The following is a 16,432-nucleotide window of genomic DNA, read 5'->3' as shown; positions in this document are numbered from 1 at the left end:
GAGATCAGAATGACTTGCGCTCAAATCGGGTGACGCTGCTTACATATGCCATCATACTATAAGCGAGCAAAATGAAAAACGATTGCAGCAATTTGCCGGTCCCGGCTCCGTTACCCATCCATGACGCGTACCAATCTGTGTAGGCAAACGGCGACCAGATCGCAATCGCCGGGAACAGAATCGGCAGCAGCTTCGCGGCGGCGAATACGACAATCATGGAGCCCAGAGCAGCGGCGCTATTTGAGAAGAACATCGCAATCCATACCGCGATGAGACTAAGTACCGCCATAGGAACAACGGACACCGCATAGGCGATCAGGTTATCCGTCCATTCCAGCATGGATGATGATGAGAACGTCAGCAGACCGCAGACCGCGGAAGTCACTCCGGCTGCGGCTAAGATCGCTGCTGCAGCCGAGCAGAGCGCCAACGCCTTGGCCGCGAACAGCTTGGCGCGAGTCACGGGGCGCACCAGTGTTAATTTCATCGTTCGAGCGGCTGTCTCGCCGGGAAACAAATCGGCAGCCGAGATAAACAAATAGAGCGGGAGCAAGAACCCGGTTAGCAGATTCAGGGTGATTATGGAGACCTGCCCCCCGAGCGCGGCAGTCAGCCCCATCATACGGCCAAGAGATGAGATGCCCAGCGTTAAAACCACCGGAACTAGGATGGCCAGCGCCAGAACCGCCTTGGTTCTTTTTCGCAACCACAGTTTCTCCACCTCGTTACGCCAGCTAGCCAGCAGTGCGTTCATGTAGATCTTCTCCTTTCCCTGATTGGATCGCATCCAAATAGTAATCTTCCAACGTCACGTCCGGCGGCACCAATTCAAAACGGAGGCCAAAACGAATCAAATCCCCGCGGTGAAGGATTCCAACCGTAGTCACGATCGGTTCAAGATGGCTTAGCATATGGCTGGAGATCACAAAAGCAATCCCCTCTTCACGTGCCAACCTGGAAATCGTTCCGCGAAGCTCCACCATTCCTTCAATATCCAGCCCGTTCGTCGGTTCATCGAGGATCACAAGCCGCGGCTCAGGCAGCAAGGCTGCCGCTAGCGCCAGACGCTGCTTCATCCCTAACGAATAGTGCTTCGCCCGTTCGTTCTGATAAGGCGCCAACCCCGTCATTTCCAGTACTTCCTCGATTCGCGAAGCCGGCACATTCGGATAGTAGCGAGCGGCCTGACGAAGGTTCTGCTTCCCCGTCATATAGTCGTACGCATCTGCCGCCTCGATCACGCAACCTACTCGGGTCATCGCCTGCTCGAAGTGGTTATTCAAATCGTAGCCGAATAGCCGAATGGTTCCTTCGTCGAGACGGCAAAGGCCCGTCATCGCCTTAAGCAGGGTTGTTTTGCCAGCCCCATTTTGCCCGAACAGCCCAACGATGTCCCCAGCTTTGACGTTCAGACTTACCTGGCCGATTCCGCGTCCGTTGCCGAAACGTTTACTAACCCCTAGTGCCTCCAAAATCGTCTCCACATCCACCAACTCCTATCGATCCATTCTAGAAAACGATGCCGGGCCGCCTGGCCCGACACCCGGTAACTCCATGATTATCGATGCCAACGCGGCATATGTTCCTGGCGTTCGATCGTTTCGACCTGCTTCCCGGTCAAGTCCACGGTATCCGGCGTTGTTTGTCCAAACCCGGACAGATCAAAGCTGGCTTTGACGACGAGTTCATGCGTTTGTCCTGCGTCGTCTGTTCCCCGCACGAGTATTTGTCCTTGCTGGTGTTCTACATATTGTTCTTTGTTGATCTCCGCGTCAAAACGGATATCCTCAACCTTCACGTCCTTCGTTAACACCGGAAAATCGAAATCCGTCAGAGAAGGATGCATCGACATCATCCCTGTAGAAGCCGCTCCGGTCATCCCGTGTCCCCTGTGTGCATTCTGGCCGTCTTCAGCCATCATTTTGTCGGCCGTTGCCATATGTCCGGCTGCGAGGGAGCCTACCGCTTGCACGATCGCTGGAATTTGGCTGCCGGTTAAATGCAGCGAGGTTTGTTTGCCGCCGGATGGCAGTTCCTGCACCGTAGCCAAATCCGTGATGTTGCCCACTAAAGCTTCCATCAATTGTTCTGCATGCTGCGGAGGATCAAAGTCCCCGTCACCGAATCGCTTCTCCTCTTCTGCAAGGGGCAGAACTCGATAAATGTCGGCATCGTCGCCGCCGACGAACACCATTTTTCCGTCTTGCTTATACGCTTGGAACGTCTGGGTTCCCGAAGTCCCGGTTACCTCAATGTTAGCACTCAGGGTGTCCTTCTCCTTGTTCAGCTTGACCTCCAACTTCGCGTTCGCAATGGTCTTGCCGTTGTCGGTCACGACAATGCTTCCTTGGTTGGTCAAGCTTGACGCGGTATACGTCTGTTTGATCGCGGACTTATATGTTTCGTACCCCGACGTTCCCGCCATGGCAGACAATCCGCTGCCGAGCAGCAGGGCGGCCCCGATTCCGAATACCGCTCCACGCTTCATCCATTTTTGGTTCATCTTCTTCTTCCTTTCCGTATGGTTTTGTCTTTCCTTTATAAGCTTAGCCCCCGGCTCTAAAGCGCTTCTAAACGAAATCTAAAAAAAGTATAAAAAAGCCGTCCCAAAGTCGAGTTACAGACTTTGGGACGGCCATTCACTTGTTGTGATCTTCAGTCGGGAGGATCTCTTCGGACCGTTGCGGCAATCCGGTCGATTCGGTTCGTCCAAATCCAACCGGTATACCCCGCCGGCAGCCGCTTGACATCCTCCGGCGTATCGAAGCCGCTGGAGAAGTCGCTGCCGTCGCCGCCAACCAGGATGACGCGCGTGTTCGCCCGTTCCATGCGGCTCAGGAATTTATCCGGCCATCCCCACAGCCAAGGCGCGATTTTCTCAGGGATGTGCAGCTCGGTGTTTCGACAAGCGTCGGGGATGTATCCCGACCATCCGGAAGCTTCGTAAGACAATAGACACTGTTTCAACGTCGCTTTGGACATGACCCGTGTATCCGGCAGCAGTTCCTTTAAGACGGCAATCGGTTGGTCACCGCCGTAAACAGTCAGCAAGTCCCGCTCTTCCTTCTTTAGGGTAGAGAGGTAAGCGGCAAGTTGCCTACCTTCCTCGGGGTCGTCGCTCTTGATGTGCAACAATAGAGCTTTACCCGAAAAATGCTCCACAACCTCGGGCAACGAGGGCATCAGCCCAACGCCCTTGCCACGGAACGGATACGTCTTGCCTTGATCGGCCGTATATCCGTAACCGATGTCCAGCATTTTCAGCTCGGCCATCGTGTAGTCCTTGGTTGTTCCTTCGGCATTCGTCCGGCAATCCAAAGTCCAGTCGTGGAACACGGCGAATTGCTCATCCTTGGTCGGCTTTAGATCCAGCTCCACCATGTCCGCGCCTGCCGCAAACGCCGCTTCCATGGAAGGCAGCGTGTTCTCCAGATACTCATGCTCCGGCTCGTAAATCCGCTCGGCTGTACACGTATCGTTCTCAATCCCTTCCATCGGGAAGGTTTGCGCCAGCCCGCGGTGGGCTAACAGCTTCGCCTCACCGTCGCGGGCGGCGATCAAATGCGGCGTATTGTTCAAATAAACGAATGCGATAAAGAGAAGCACAATCCAAAACGTTCTAGTTCTAAAGATATTCCTGATCTTACGCAAACCGATTCCCCCCGATCCTCCCCATCCAAATCTTACTCTGTCTCTAATATATATCCGCTTCCTCGGATCGCATTGATCTGGAACGTGTCTCGGCCAAACTTCTTGCGAATCCGATAGATCAGCGTCGTCAGCTCGTCGATCGTCACATCCGGCAGCCCGTCAGGGCCGGGATTGCGGTCGTACCACACCTTTTGCTTGATGTCGTGAATCGTCACCAGGCGGTTCGGGTGCTCATGTAGCAGTCTGAGCAGTAAATATTCTTTTTCGGACATCGAGAATTTGACCCCATCCACGATACACTCGCGTTTCTCCCAATGGATCGTAACCGGTCCCTCCAGCGCCTCCGGATGTGCCGAGCTAACCACCGGCTCAAACTCCAGCGTCTGTTCCCCGGGCGAATAGGAAAAATGCAGTACACTCGTACCCCGCGCTAATTTCAGGATGTCGTTCGTTTCAAGCACGTACGGGGCATGCGCGATCATACGTACCCCGTTCAGCTCCGTACCATGGCGGCTTCCCATATCGTAAGCAACCGCCCGGTCCCCTTCCTTCCGAATCAATAAATGCTTGCGGGAAATAAAAATGTTCGTGAACGCCATATCCGGAAAGTTATCCGAAGAAGTGCGCCCGATTTCCGTCACCTCTTGATCCAGATATAAGCAGGTCCCGGGACGAAACGGGTCGCCGCGAAGAATATAAATACAGGCAAAGGTATCCACACCTAGTCCCCTCCAATTGGTCATCCATCATCATCTTATCTTAAGGGACGGGCAAAGAATATGGCAACCGTAGTGATATTATCCTCACAGCTGGCTGATAGAACCCCTCGTTTTTCACCGGGCGTTTTTCTGTTATCATAAGAGGAGAACAAAAGGCGAACACCTGACGAACGGAAATGACCGAGAGAGGAATCAATCCATGAGCTTACAATTAACGCAGCGCGTCATCAAATTGTTATGCGGCCGGATCGCTTACGAGCGCGGAGAGGCTTATTACCGAACCGGCAAGGTAACCTTCCTCCGAATGGACCACGGCTCCCGCGTTTATGAAGCGGCGGTGTCCGGGACCGGCCACTATCATGTTGCGCTGCAGATCGATCAACACGGCGACGTGCATGCGGAATGCAATTGCCCCGCCTTCTACTCTTATAATAACTACTGCAAACATATTGCCGCCGTCTTGCTCGGAGTGCACGACATGCTGCAGGGCGGCAAGGCACCGGTTCGTCCCTCCCGGTCATTACTGCAAGAGGACTGGACGCAGGGCGACGACCTGAATTTCGCAGGGGAGGCTTGGAACGAATCTTTAAGCATGATGCAGAAGAAACAACCCGGCGACATCCCCTCCCGCGATATCTGGATCGCACGAGATATGATGCGCTTGTTCGAAGAGAACGCCCAGCCGCCGCTTCGGACAGGAGTGAGGTTCGACCAGCGGACGCCGCTGGAGGCCGAATTTACGCTCCGACCGGTGCCTTACGGATATCGTAAATACTTGCTCGGACTGGAGCTAAAGATCGGCGAGAAGCGGCTTTACATCGTCAAGAACATTCGTGATTTTCTCGATAAAATCTCGCGGCGCGAGCCGTACAGCTTCTCCAAGCATTTTAATTACGATCCGGAACGTTACGCCTTCAGGCCGGAGGATGAAGCGATCCTGCAGAAACTAGCGGAGATCCAGCGTAATGAGCAGATGTACCAGGAAAGCTTAGGGGGATACACCGCCAAATCCTACGGTCACACCGATCGATTGCTGCCGGTGCCGCCGTTTTTTTGGGACGGTCTTCTTCCCCTGCTAACTCAGGCACCACTCGTGCATTTGGAACATGACGGCCAAATATGGCCGGGCCTAACGGTGACGAACGAAACCTTGCCGTTAAGTTTTGAGCTTGGTCAGTCCGGTGACGAAAGCTATCAATTTTCCGCACAGGGCCTCGATGAGGTGACGGTGTTGGATGCCTACGGCGTCATTCTGTCGGAAGGCAAGCTTATCCGGCGACCGCCGGCGCAAACCCGTCGTCTCGCCGAGATGAAGCATATGCTCGCAACCGCCCGGAAGCAGCATATCCTGATCTCGCCCGATCAAATTGAGCCTTTCGTAGAACGGGTGCTGCCTGGTCTGATGAAGCTTGGATCGGTAAACGTTGAGCAAAAAGTCGCTTCTCGTATGGTACGAACTCAGTTAAAAGCCCGGGTGTATCTCGACCGGGTCAAAGATCGATTGCTGGCCGGCTTGGAATTCCAATACGGGGATGTTGTGTTCAACCCTTTGGAAGAGCCTGGCTCAAAGAGAGGGACCGATTTGATTCTCCTTCGCGATGGTGAACGGGAGCGGGAAATCCTCGATTTGATGGAGTCCGGCTTGTTTGCGCGAACGGAAAGCGCCTATTTTCTCGACAATGAGGAGGCGGAATACGAGTTCCTGTACCATGTCATGCCGGAACTCGAGAAGCTGGCGGAGATCTATGCGACCTCGGCTGTCAAAACACGGCTGATTCCTGATCTTCGTCCGCCAAAAATTTCCGTTGAAGTGGACGAGCGAACGGATTGGTTGGAGTTCCGCTTCAGCATGACGGGCATCGGTGAATCGGAAATCCGCGGCCTGCTAGAAGCTCTGGAGGAGAAACGTCGCTATTACCGGATGCCCAATGGAGCGCTCATGCCGCTGGAAAGCGAGGAGTTTCAGGACATTGTTCGCTTCTTAAACGAATTCGGTTTGCGCCAAAGCGAGATCCACGGACCGGAGTTCCGGCTGCCGGTACTTCGTGGATTACACATCCGGGATGACCAAGGACAAGGCGGGACGGTGAAGCTCGGCAAAGCTTACCGTGAGCTGCTGCATAACCTGCAGCATCCCGACAATCTGGATTTTCCGGTACCGCCGCAGCTTTCCGACGTACTTCGAGATTACCAGGCCTATGGCTACCAATGGCTGAAAACGATGGCCCACTACCGCTTTGGCGGCATTCTCGCCGACGATATGGGACTAGGAAAGACGCTGCAAAGCATCGCTTTCCTAGTCTCGGTACTGCCGGAAATCACCGAGTCCGGTCAGCCGGCGCTGATTGTGTCCCCTGCTTCGTTGGTATATAACTGGCGTAATGAGCTGACGAAATTCGCTCCGGATATCAAGGCGGTCATCGCCGATGGGAGCAAAGCTGAACGGGTGCGGACGCTGCGTGAAGCGTCGCAGGCGGATGTGATCATCACCTCCTACCCGTTACTGCGCCGCGATATCGAACAGTTTGCCGAACTATCCTTTCATACGTTGATTTTGGACGAAGCCCAAAGCTTCAAAAATTACGCCAGCCAAACGGCCCAAGCGGTGAAGAGCTTACAGGCAAAATATCGGTTCGCCTTGACCGGTACCCCGGTGGAAAATTCGCTGGAAGAATTGTGGTCGATCTTCAGCGCCGTGTTTCCCGAATTGTTCCCAAGCCGGCAAGCGTTTAACGATCTATCCCGGGAGACGGTGGCGAAACGAATTCGCCCCTTCCTCTTGCGGCGGTTGAAAATCGACGTGCTGAAGGAGCTTCCGGAGAAGATCGAGTCCCTCCAGGCTTCGGAGTTGCTCCCGGAACAAAAGAAGCTGTACCTTGCCTATTTGGCCAAGCTGCAGCAGGAGACACTCAAACATTTGGACGAGGACACTTTCGGTCAAAACCGCATTCGTATTTTAGCCGGGTTGACCCGGCTGCGGCAGCTTTGCTGTCACCCGTCGCTGTTCGTCGACGGGTATGACGGAGGTTCGGCGAAGTTCGATCAGTTGATGGAAATGATTGAGGAATGCCAAAGCGCCGGCAAGCGCGTGCTGATTTTCTCCCAATTTACGGAGATGCTTGGGCTTATCGGCCGTGAGCTGGGTTATCGGGGGCAACCTTTCTTTTATCTCGACGGAAAAACCCCAGCGGCCGAACGGGTGGAGCTCTGCAACCGATTTAACGACGGAGAACGCGACATGTTCCTGATCTCGCTGAAGGCCGGCGGCACCGGCTTAAACCTGACCGGCGCGGATACGGTCATTCTCTACGATTTATGGTGGAATCCCGCGGTCGAGCAACAGGCCGCAGACCGAGCCCATCGGATCGGACAGAAAAATATCGTTCAGGTCATCCGTCTGGTCGCGCAAGGCACCGTGGAGGATAAAATGTACGAGCTGCAGCAAAAGAAAAAAAACCTCGTCGAAGAGGTACTAAAGCCAGGACAGGAGACGTTATCCGCGCTAACTGAGCGGGAAATTCGCGAAATTCTGATGATTTAGCCCCATCACAAATAAGGGTTCGGGACCGCCATACCGTATTGGCGTTCCCGAACCCTCTTAATTTACTGCCCCGTAACTTCGAACTCGTAAAGCGAATAGCCGTAAGGTGTCCCCCGCTCGATGCCGTACATGCGGACATACCTCGCCGCCTGCGGAGCCAGTGGAATTTCGTCGAGTCCCCCATCCCCGCTTGAGGTCGAATACACCTCTTGCCAATGCTCGGGCGACCCGCTGTCGCTAGAGATTTCGATTTTATATCGCTTGGCGTAAGCTACCTCCCAGCGCAATTTGACGCCGGTGATTTGCTGCACCGAACCCAGATCAACGTAAATCCATTCCGGGTCATTGCCTTCTCGGCTAGCCCATCTCGTCATCTGGTTACCGTCCACCGCTTTTCCCGATTCGAATCCAACCCCTTCAACCGTGCTGGAGACGGTCGTTTTATTCAGGGCTAGGTTAGGTGCTTCCGGTACCGGTGAGCCTCCAGGTTTCCACCAGTTGCCTGTAAGGAACAGCATATTCAATAAATTGTAGCTGTCACTGAAATAATCCTCTTTTTTGTTCTTCATCCAATCCCAGCCGGCGTTCACCCATGCCTGGTTCGCGGGGTTCGCCGTTCCCGCTGAGATGAAGGGAGAGACGAACACCGCGGTGGCATAATCGCCAAAAGCCGTACCGTCAAGTTTATATCCGTTTTTGATGTTAGCCGGAGATCCGCCGGTTTTCCCTTTGATCCAGCCGGCCATTTTATCGGCTAGCGCTTTCGCTCGTGGATCGCCGTAGAAAGCGTAATCCATGACGATGCGCAGCGGCACCCGGCTGGCGTTATAAGCATATTGATTTGTTTCCTTGAACTCGTCCAGATACCATTCCGGAGCCGGCTTCGGCGGATCACCCACCACAAAGTCGGAAATAAGTCCCGTATTCGGCGAATAAGTTGATGTAAACTGCTGGTACACGTCATATAGATTGTCAATTACACGAATCCACGTCTCATCTCCGGTCACCTCGTAAAAGGCTCGCAGATGACTAAGCATCCAATCCGATGGGCGCGTATTCAGGGCGTCTTTGCCGTCCCAATCGCCCAGGTTCAAGCGGTAACCGGACGTCACGTAGCTGGCTTTAATGCCGTCAGTGATCATTTTCTTCGCTTCCTGCAAGTAATTGACGGACCCGCCCGACCCCCATTGATTATGCGCCAAAATCAACGAGTACGCGATATCGAGGTCCCCGTCGGTGGCCGAGCCAAAATGCCCTTGGGCTGCTTTGCTGTCGGCCACAACCCAACCCATCAAGTTCGGGTTGCCGCTGCTTTTGTACGCGCGAGCCGTCTTGAACAGCCCGTCGTAAATCGCCTTGGCGTTCGGATCATATCCGGCCATCAGTACGGTTATAATCATGCCGTAGCCTTGGCCTTCTGAGGAACCGAGCGCCGTAAATCCATCAGGATCGCCGGTGATGTCTCCCTTCACGTAATAACCGCCAGGCAAAGAAGTTAAATTACTTTTGAGATAAGTCGCTTTCCAATAGTCATAGTAGGCTGTAACCGCCTGATTCATCGCGGCCTGGGTCACTTGGCTGGGCTTCAAAATGCCCGGATAGCTGACCTGCTGCGGGAACGGCTTCAGTTCGCCAACTGCGGAAGCCGGAGAAGCCGGACCTACCGCCCCCACGGAGGCCGTAACGAACAGGCATAACAAGAAAAGACAAACCTTTTGGAGCATCATCTCATTCCTCCTCAAATCGAAAGTGTAAACCTAATCTTTCGTTAAGCGTCTTCGGAATTGCTTATCATGAAGCAGCAAGGATGTCTTACTTGTATTTTATTACAAATCCCAACGATAATAAACCGGACAACTCCTTCCGAAACATGATGTTTGTAAATGCGGCGATCGGGATACCCTAAGGAAGGGTAATGCCACCAATGCAGACCGACATAAGGAGGATCAACATGGAACATCAGAATGAACAGGCACGCGATGAGGCCGAGTTGCGGAATAAACTGGACCAACAAGGCGACTCGTTAGCCGAGAAGAAGAAAATGGAGAACGGCGTGGATATCGAACCGGAAGCGGATGAATGGGTCGCCAAGCCGGTGCCGTTTACCGACACGGATTCCGCGAAATAATGGCTGCTTCCACGAACTGTCCGCAGGGCCCGCTTGGGTTCCTGCTTTTTTTATGCCTTTCTTTGCTCCCCGTGAACAGGATAACAGGCTTAGCAGGCGAATATCTTTGTATCAGAAGCAAAAATCGATCAAGGAGCGTGGATTTATGGAAGCGTTTGCGAAGGGTCTGCTAGAGGGAAAGACAATCCTGATTACCGGCGGCGGCACAGGACTAGGCCGGGCCATGGCGGAACGGTTCCTGCAGCTCGGGGCGAAGGTCGCCATCTGCGGACGTCGCGAGGAAGTATTGCGCAGCGCGGCTGAGGAGATGACAGCCTGCTGCGGTGGCGAGGTGCTCACACAGCGCTGCGATGTGCGCGATCCCGAACAGGTACGCGCCTGTGTCGACACCGTCTGGCAACATTTCGGCAGCATCGACGCGCTGGTCAATAACGCGGCCGGCAATTTCATTAGTCCGACGGAACGCTTGTCGCCGCGCGCCGTCGACGCCGTGCTGGGCATTGTGCTGCACGGCACGTTTTATATGACGCTGGAGGTCGGGAAACGTTGGATTGAGCAGGAACGAACAGGGACAATGCTGAATATCGCCACCACCTACGCTTCGACCGGCTCGGGTTACGTCGTACCCTCCGCGGCAGCCAAAGCCGGCGTCTTGGCCCTGACCCGCTCGCTGGCCGTCGAATGGGCCCCTTACGGCATCCGCCAGGTAGCAATTGCTCCCGGTCCGTTTCCGACCGAGGGAGCCTGGTCCCGCCTCTCACCGACGCCAAAACTTGCGGAGAAGATGCTGGGACGCGTCCCGCTTGGCCGAACCGGCCGCCCTGAGGAATTGGCGGACCTAGCCGCCTTTCTACTATCGGACGCCGCAGCCTATATCAATGGGGAGGTCATCACAATTGACGGCGGCGAATGGTTGCGTGGCGCCGGCCAATTCAACGATCTTGCCGAGGTCACGGACGAGGAGTGGGATCGTCTCTCCGAGCTGACGCGCAAGGGGAAATAGCCGGCTGCTTGGGGAGGGGACAGCAAGAGGCAGGAGTAAAACTAGACCATTTGCTGCTCTTCCTCCCCTCCCCTTTTATTTTTGCGAACCAGCATGAGGATCATCAGGATCACCGGCAACCCTATTTGGATGATGGGGTACCACTTCAGGACGACGTCGATTCCTACCCACAGGTGGTGCGTAAAATTGGGAGAGATAAACGACATCCCGAGAATCGCGATCGCAAACGGGATTACCCACTTTTTATAAGGCGTGCCAGTGATCCGCGAGCCCCCTGCCACCGCCCCGATATAGAAGAGAACCAGCTTGGTTCCCAGTCCGATAAACAGGACGAGCACGAAGAGAATATCCATTCTTTCGAATACCTCAACCAATTCGATCTGCTGTACGACCTGCAATAAAGGGAAAGTGAGCGTCTCCGCCAGCTTTGGGCCTAACACCAGAACATTGATCTGATTGACAAGGATCAGGAATAACGCGGTTAATCCGTATGTGACCAGAATGGACCTGCGAAGCTTCTTTTCATCATGGATCATCGGAAAAAAGACCAGAAACAGCACGGTCTGCCCAAACGGGAATGATATGACGTCTAGAACGTTTTTCATCACGGGCTGAAGTCCGTTCTCCAATACGGGGAGCATGTTCTCGACATGGATCAAGCCAACCCCCGCAATCATCGAGATGAGGATAAAATAACTGACCATGATGAATGGGATCATGACCAGACAGGTCAGAAACACGGCATGAGGTCCATATCGGACGCTGTTGGCGATCACCAGGGTGGCGATCAGGATTATGATCCCAATAGGAGTTCGGTTTAATAGCATATAAGAGGCAAGTTCACCTAAATCCCTCAGGTTGCGCGAAGCCTCATAGGCGAAATACGCCGCAAAAACACTACCGAAGACCGTACCGGCAACCTTGCCGAAATAGGTTCGGCATAACTCGAATAAGTCCCGCTTCGGGTCGAGGCGGTGAATGGCCAGATGCATCAGGAGCAGCAGCAACCCGGCCAGCGCCCCCAGGAGCATCACCAGCCAGGCATCCTGCTTCGCTTCGGCGCCGATCTGAAATAAGGTGGTGCTTCCGACCTCGAACAACGCGAAGCTGGAGATAAACTCCGGCAGTCTACTCTTCTTAAAGCCCATGAGGCACGCCTTCCTTCCTCCGGTTCATTTCTGCTCCGAGTCCTGATTCAACAAAGTATCGAACGATTTTTTGGTTAAGCCGGGACGCTGCAACTTCACTTTTACGCGGATGTCCAATTCGATCCGGGTTAACTCCTCGCTCCAGTCGTTTTGCAGCTTCTTCCATGTCTTCGGATCTTTGCGATGGATTTTATCGGCGAATCCGGGCAAGTCGACCCGCAGTTTACGGCTCGCTTCCCATCCCAATTCGATTTTGCTCCTTATCTCCTCCGCCACCGCCTTTTCGATTACTTTAATGCTCTGCGGCTTGGACAAATCCTCTGCACACATAAATTCCATCAGCAAATCGCCGCTCGCTTCCGTATCCACCTGCATGTTGTAATGCTGCTCCCCGGACCGGATCGGCGTCACCTTGGTTTTGGCGCTGGTAATCCGAACTGTTCCATCTTTTTTCTTGGTCTGAGCTCCCGAGCAGGAGAAGGATAGAGTGCTGCCCTTGACTTGATTCGTCAGCCACGAGATTCCGTAACTCTCGTTGCGGGATAGGTACCCGACGAGCCGGTTTTGATGAAACACACCCAACCGTTCAACCTTCATCTTAACGGGTGGCGAAGTGGTTTTATTGACGTCCAGCGATTCCAACGCTTTGGCGTTTCCTTTCGTGACGATGATCTCCGGTACACCGACCGTCTGTGCGTCGGAAACCAGCTTCTGAGCCATTTGAAATACATTAACGACTGGAAAATAAGAAGAGGAGCTGTTTTGCTTCCGCAAAATCTCGGCCAGAGCCGTACCCGGAATTTTTTCCGGAGGGACCATTTTACGTAATATTTCTCTTGCCTTGCCATCCGTCACGGCAACGAGCACGGTTTCGCGAGCATCAATGTTGCGAAAATACAAATCGAGGATTTGCTCAATGCCCGTTTCGGCGACCTCCCTCCCGATCACGATGATGTCGGTATGACCGAAATACAACCGGCGCGGGTTTTCCGTATATCCTCGGTCGGCGGCCTCGCGAATCGTATTTCCCTTCGTCGTGAACACGTACACGCTCGGCTGAGAGCCGCCGCCGGCGCTTCCTCCGCCTTGGCTTGCCCCGCTAGCCGACGGGACGATCACCTGATAAGTCATCTCCCATTCATCTCCGCTGCGATCAAAGCCGTTGGCTACGGTAATGCCCAATTCGTCCAACTCCGTGCGGTTCCAGCAGCCTGCCGTCGCCATGCACACAAGGACGGCAGCGCAGCACAACAAGATTCGGCGCATCTCGCACTCTCCTAGGATTTATTTGGGTCCTCTTTCGGACCGTTCCCTTGTCTCACCTGATTTTGGATACTGATATATTCCGGACGCTTATTCATTCTGGGCCAAGGCAAACGGATAAACACATCCTTAATGTTGGACCAGCTTAGCGGAGCGACCGGCAGGAAATAAGGAACTCCAAAAGATTGAAGCGAGACCAAATGCATCAGCAAGGGGATTATGCCGGACAAGATCCCATATAGACCAAAACTCCCTGCCAAAATCATGAGACCGAAGCGAATCAGCCGCACAGCTGACGACATGGCAAACGTAGGAATGACGAAATTAGCAATGGCCGTAAACGACACGATAATGACCATAACGGCAGAGACAAGTCCGGCTTGAACTGCGGCTTGTCCCAATACCAGCGCTCCCACGATCGAAATCGCAGGACCCACTACCCGCGGCATTCGAACGCCGGCTTCCCGAATCACCTCGAAGGTAATTTCCATCAGCATCGCTTCCAGGAGCGCCGGAAGCGGCGTGCCTTCACGCTGGGCCGCGATGCTAATTAGCATCGTGGTGGGGAGCATCTCCGGATGAAACGTCGTAACCGCAATATACAGGGATGGGAGCAGCATCGCGACCAAAAAGGAAAACAAACGAATATTCCGCAGAAAAGAAGAAATATCGTACCTTTGGTAATAGTCTTCGCTGGATAGGAAAAACTTAAAAAACGTCACCGGACAAACCAACGCGAAAGGAGTACCGTCAATAAGGATGGAGACCTGTCCATCCAATAAAGAACCGGCTACGGTATCGGGACGCTCGGTATTTATAATCGTCGGAAACGGGGTGAAGGCACGGTCTTGAATAAACTCTTCGATATAACCGCTCTCCAGAATGCTGTCGGTATCGATGGCATCCAACCGCTTCAAGACTTCCTCCACTACGGAAGCCTGGGCGATTCCCCGGATATAAGCCACGACTACCCGAGTTTGGGTATATGTGCCGATGACACGATTTTCAAGGCGCAAATCCGGCGTTCTCAGCCGTTTGCGGATGAGTGATAAGTTCGTCGAGATGTCTTCCGTAAAACCTTCTTTCGGTCCGCGAATCACGGTCTGGGAGGACGGCTCTTCGACGGATCGTCGCGATCCGCCGGGGATGGATACAAGCAGGGCGCCTTCCACTCCCTCAACAAGGACTGCCGCTGCTCCGGTTAGCATGCCGGATAGCATCTCGCGCTCTGTGCTTGCCAGCTTTACGCTTCCCGCGCTAATGGAATCCGCGAACTGCTCCTTCGAACTGGCCTCTCCCCCTTCTTGAATCATGTCTTCGAGGTTACTCATCAGCTCGCTTAACAGCTTAGGATCAGTCAAGCTGTCGATATAACTGACGACAAATTTCTCATTCGCCATTTTGCGGATGTGGACATCCGGGCTGTTTCCTAAAGCTTCCTGGATCATAACGACCGTATCGCTTGGGGGCCCGACTATTGGACGGCTAGCCGCTTCATTGGGTCCCTCCGTGATCGATTCCGCCTTGTCCTTCCGCCGGATATGGGGCGGCCGATTTCGGTTGATTCTTCTCATTCCGTGCCTCCGGATCTAAGCTGTTGTAATTTGTAATATGTGCCAAATCCAAATTAGGTATGCGTTCGGAGGGGAGGGGTTCACATCCCAACAAAAAAACTCCGGCTAAATGCCGGAGCTTTGCATGATGTAATCAGCCTGATTATCGCTAGGGTCCAAGGAAGCCTCCCGCTGCATGCGGCGCATACGCTTCGTCCACTCAACCACGAGATAAAACACTAGGAACAATCCCATAAATCCTGCGGAATATCGGTACATTACGGCATAGTTGGTTCCGGAAGCGATAGCTCCCAAAATAACGGCGCCAACAGCGACGCCAAAATCCATGGAGTTATAAAACATGCTGTTAGCGCTCCCGTATTGCTCGGGCTTGCAAGTACGAAGCATCCAGGCTTGAATCGTCGGCTGGATCGCACCGAAACCTAGTCCGTACAGCAGCGACGATAGGATTAACATTGGCAGGTTCGTTGTGTAGGAAAGGATGAACATACTTGCGATCACGAGTAGCGCGGATGGGATCAGAACGGCGGCATGACCTCTGGCGTCAAAGATCCGCCCGGAGATCGGACGAATGAGGACGACCGTCACCGCGTTAAACAGGAAAAACAATCCGACCTGATCCAAGTGGATAAACTCGCCGAACAGCGCTATAAAACTCAAGAGCCCGCTGTAGGTAACAGCTAGAATCATATTTAGCAGAGCAGGAAACACAAGCCCACGGTTAAACGCCGGACGTTGTTTCGCGTTGGTATCTTCTTCGCCCTGCGTCGCTCTGGGCTGCCGCTGCTCCTTCTCTTTCATCGGCCGAATCGCGGGAAGCGCCCGAGTTAGCAGCAACAACGGAAACATTAGCAGCACGGCAGTTGTCCCTATCAGCGTGAGTGTTCCAAAACCTAACTCCCGCATGACATTCAAGCCGATCATCGGACCGATCGACATGGCCAGGCTACTGGATAACCCGAAGTATCCAATACCTTCCCCCATGCGTTGGAGCGGAATGATCCGCGAGGCAAAGGTTGGCAGCAGCGTACTACCAATACCGAAGCCGATCCCGTAAACGGCCCTGACCAGCAGAAGAGTGCCTACCGATCCGGCAGCGCTGTTGAGGACCGTCGCCACCGCCGCAATAATTAACCCGATGAACAATAGCACATTGGGCGATAGTTTGCGCAGCAGCCCCGCCGCCAGAAACCGCGTTAGGATGGCCGACCCGGCAAATACGCTGGTCACAAGACTAACCTGAAGATCGCTTGCGGCAAACTCGCTTTTTACATAAGCCGAAAACGTCGACAATAGCATATGCAAATTTAAGAACAACAAAAAAGCAGAGATCGTTAATGAAATAAACGATCTCGTCCAAAGCCGTTCCGATTCAGGTTGTTGATTCGATGGTAAGCTCATATAA

At 53.7% G+C, this 16,432-nt stretch carries 13 protein-coding genes and 1 pseudogene; 3 read left to right on the top strand and 11 right to left on the bottom strand.

The genetic code is table 11. The features are described 5' to 3' along the window. Positions 1-4: 4 nt before the first annotated feature. The 5 genes from IM700_RS15050 to IM700_RS15030 all read right to left on the bottom strand — a co-directional run bounded on the left by IM700_RS15050 (position 5) and on the right by IM700_RS15030 (position 4,394). A complete protein-coding gene (locus tag IM700_RS15050) occupies positions 5-754 on the bottom strand; it encodes an ABC transporter permease (RefSeq protein WP_193415346.1) in 750 nt (249 codons plus the stop codon). Next, a complete protein-coding gene (locus IM700_RS15045; protein WP_193415345.1) occupies positions 735-1,484 on the bottom strand; it encodes an ATP-binding cassette domain-containing protein in 750 nt (249 codons plus the stop codon). Before IM700_RS15045 ends, IM700_RS15050 begins: the two co-directional genes overlap by 20 nt. A gap of 74 nt (positions 1,485-1,558) precedes the next feature. After that, the gene (locus tag IM700_RS15040; RefSeq protein WP_193415344.1) at positions 1,559-2,503 is read right to left on the bottom strand and encodes a hypothetical protein; all 945 of its coding nucleotides are present in this window, start codon (positions 2,501-2,503) and stop codon (positions 1,559-1,561) included. A 152-nt stretch (positions 2,504-2,655) separates the two neighbouring features. Continuing rightward, on the bottom strand, positions 2,656-3,651 hold the full coding sequence (locus tag IM700_RS15035; RefSeq protein ID WP_193415343.1) for a glycerophosphodiester phosphodiesterase family protein: 996 nt from the start codon (positions 3,649-3,651) through the stop codon (positions 2,656-2,658). Positions 3,652-3,683: 32 nt separating this feature from the next. After that, on the bottom strand, positions 3,684-4,394 hold the full coding sequence (locus IM700_RS15030; protein WP_239483925.1) for an FHA domain-containing protein: 711 nt from the start codon (positions 4,392-4,394) through the stop codon (positions 3,684-3,686). Between the two features lie 175 nt (positions 4,395-4,569). On the opposite strand from IM700_RS15030, the gene IM700_RS15025 reads away from it, so the two are divergent. After that, positions 4,570-7,911 carry a DEAD/DEAH box helicase gene (locus tag IM700_RS15025; RefSeq protein ID WP_193415342.1) on the top strand — a complete coding sequence of 1,114 codons (3,342 nt, stop codon included), beginning with the start codon at positions 4,570-4,572 and terminating at the stop codon, positions 7,909-7,911. Between the two features lie 62 nt (positions 7,912-7,973). Here the strand turns inward: IM700_RS15025 and IM700_RS23510 are convergent, their stop codons facing one another. Further along, positions 7,974-8,360 (bottom strand): discoidin domain-containing protein, encoded by a 387-nt coding sequence (locus IM700_RS23510; RefSeq protein WP_239483931.1) that lies wholly within the window; start codon positions 8,358-8,360, stop codon positions 7,974-7,976. A gap of 36 nt (positions 8,361-8,396) precedes the next feature. Then, positions 8,397-9,554: pseudogene (locus IM700_RS15020) on the bottom strand (glycosyl hydrolase family 8); the annotation flags it as partial. A gap of 308 nt (positions 9,555-9,862) precedes the next feature. Here IM700_RS15020 and IM700_RS15015 point away from each other — a divergent pair. Continuing rightward, entirely contained in the window at positions 9,863-10,039 is a 177-nt protein-coding gene (locus tag IM700_RS15015; RefSeq protein ID WP_167521278.1) for a hypothetical protein, read from the top strand. 145 nt (positions 10,040-10,184) lie between these two features. Continuing rightward, positions 10,185-11,042, top strand: coding sequence for an SDR family oxidoreductase (locus IM700_RS15010; RefSeq protein WP_193415405.1), 858 nt, complete (start codon positions 10,185-10,187; stop codon positions 11,040-11,042). Between the two features lie 41 nt (positions 11,043-11,083). On the opposite strand, the gene IM700_RS15005 is transcribed toward IM700_RS15010, so the two are convergent. From IM700_RS15005 to IM700_RS14990, 4 genes are all read right to left on the bottom strand, one after another. Then, entirely contained in the window at positions 11,084-12,190 is a 1,107-nt protein-coding gene (locus IM700_RS15005; protein WP_193415340.1) for a GerAB/ArcD/ProY family transporter, read from the bottom strand. 24 nt (positions 12,191-12,214) lie between these two features. Then, a complete protein-coding gene (locus IM700_RS15000; protein WP_193415339.1) occupies positions 12,215-13,456 on the bottom strand; it encodes a Ger(x)C family spore germination protein in 1,242 nt (413 codons plus the stop codon). Positions 13,457-13,467: 11 nt separating this feature from the next. Beyond that, positions 13,468-15,027: a spore germination protein gene (locus IM700_RS14995; RefSeq protein ID WP_193415338.1), complete on the bottom strand. Its 1,560-nt coding sequence runs from the start codon at positions 15,025-15,027 to the stop codon at positions 13,468-13,470. A gap of 105 nt (positions 15,028-15,132) precedes the next feature. Then, positions 15,133-16,428, bottom strand: coding sequence for an MFS transporter (locus IM700_RS14990; protein ID WP_193415337.1), 1,296 nt, complete (start codon positions 16,426-16,428; stop codon positions 15,133-15,135). Positions 16,429-16,432: the final 4 nt, after the last annotated feature.

The sequence above is a fragment of the Paenibacillus rhizolycopersici genome, from assembly GCF_014947195.2.
GTDB lineage: Bacteria > Bacillota > Bacilli > Paenibacillales > Paenibacillaceae > Fontibacillus > Fontibacillus rhizolycopersici.
Note: the sequence above shows the minus strand (reverse complement) of the source record. Positions and strands in the feature narration are given on the sequence as shown.

Coding starts and splice junctions, on each gene's coding strand:
- IM700_RS15050 (WP_193415346.1), bottom strand. CDS start 754: ATGAACGCACTGCTGGCTAGCTGGCGTAACGAGGTGGAGAAACTGTGG.
- IM700_RS15040 (WP_193415344.1), bottom strand. CDS start 2,503: ATGAACCAAAAATGGATGAAGCGTGGAGCGGTATTCGGAATCGGGGCC.
- IM700_RS15030 (WP_239483925.1), bottom strand. CDS start 4,394: ATGACCAATTGGAGGGGACTAGGTGTGGATACCTTTGCCTGTATTTAT.
- IM700_RS15025 (WP_193415342.1), top strand. CDS start 4,570: ATGAGCTTACAATTAACGCAGCGCGTCATCAAATTGTTATGCGGCCGG.
- IM700_RS15015 (WP_167521278.1), top strand. CDS start 9,863: ATGGAACATCAGAATGAACAGGCACGCGATGAGGCCGAGTTGCGGAAT.
- IM700_RS15010 (WP_193415405.1), top strand. CDS start 10,185: ATGGAAGCGTTTGCGAAGGGTCTGCTAGAGGGAAAGACAATCCTGATT.
- IM700_RS15005 (WP_193415340.1), bottom strand. CDS start 12,190: ATGGGCTTTAAGAAGAGTAGACTGCCGGAGTTTATCTCCAGCTTCGCG.
- IM700_RS15000 (WP_193415339.1), bottom strand. CDS start 13,456: ATGCGCCGAATCTTGTTGTGCTGCGCTGCCGTCCTTGTGTGCATGGCG.
- IM700_RS14995 (WP_193415338.1), bottom strand. CDS start 15,027: ATGAGAAGAATCAACCGAAATCGGCCGCCCCATATCCGGCGGAAGGAC.
- IM700_RS14990 (WP_193415337.1), bottom strand. CDS start 16,428: ATGAGCTTACCATCGAATCAACAACCTGAATCGGAACGGCTTTGGACG.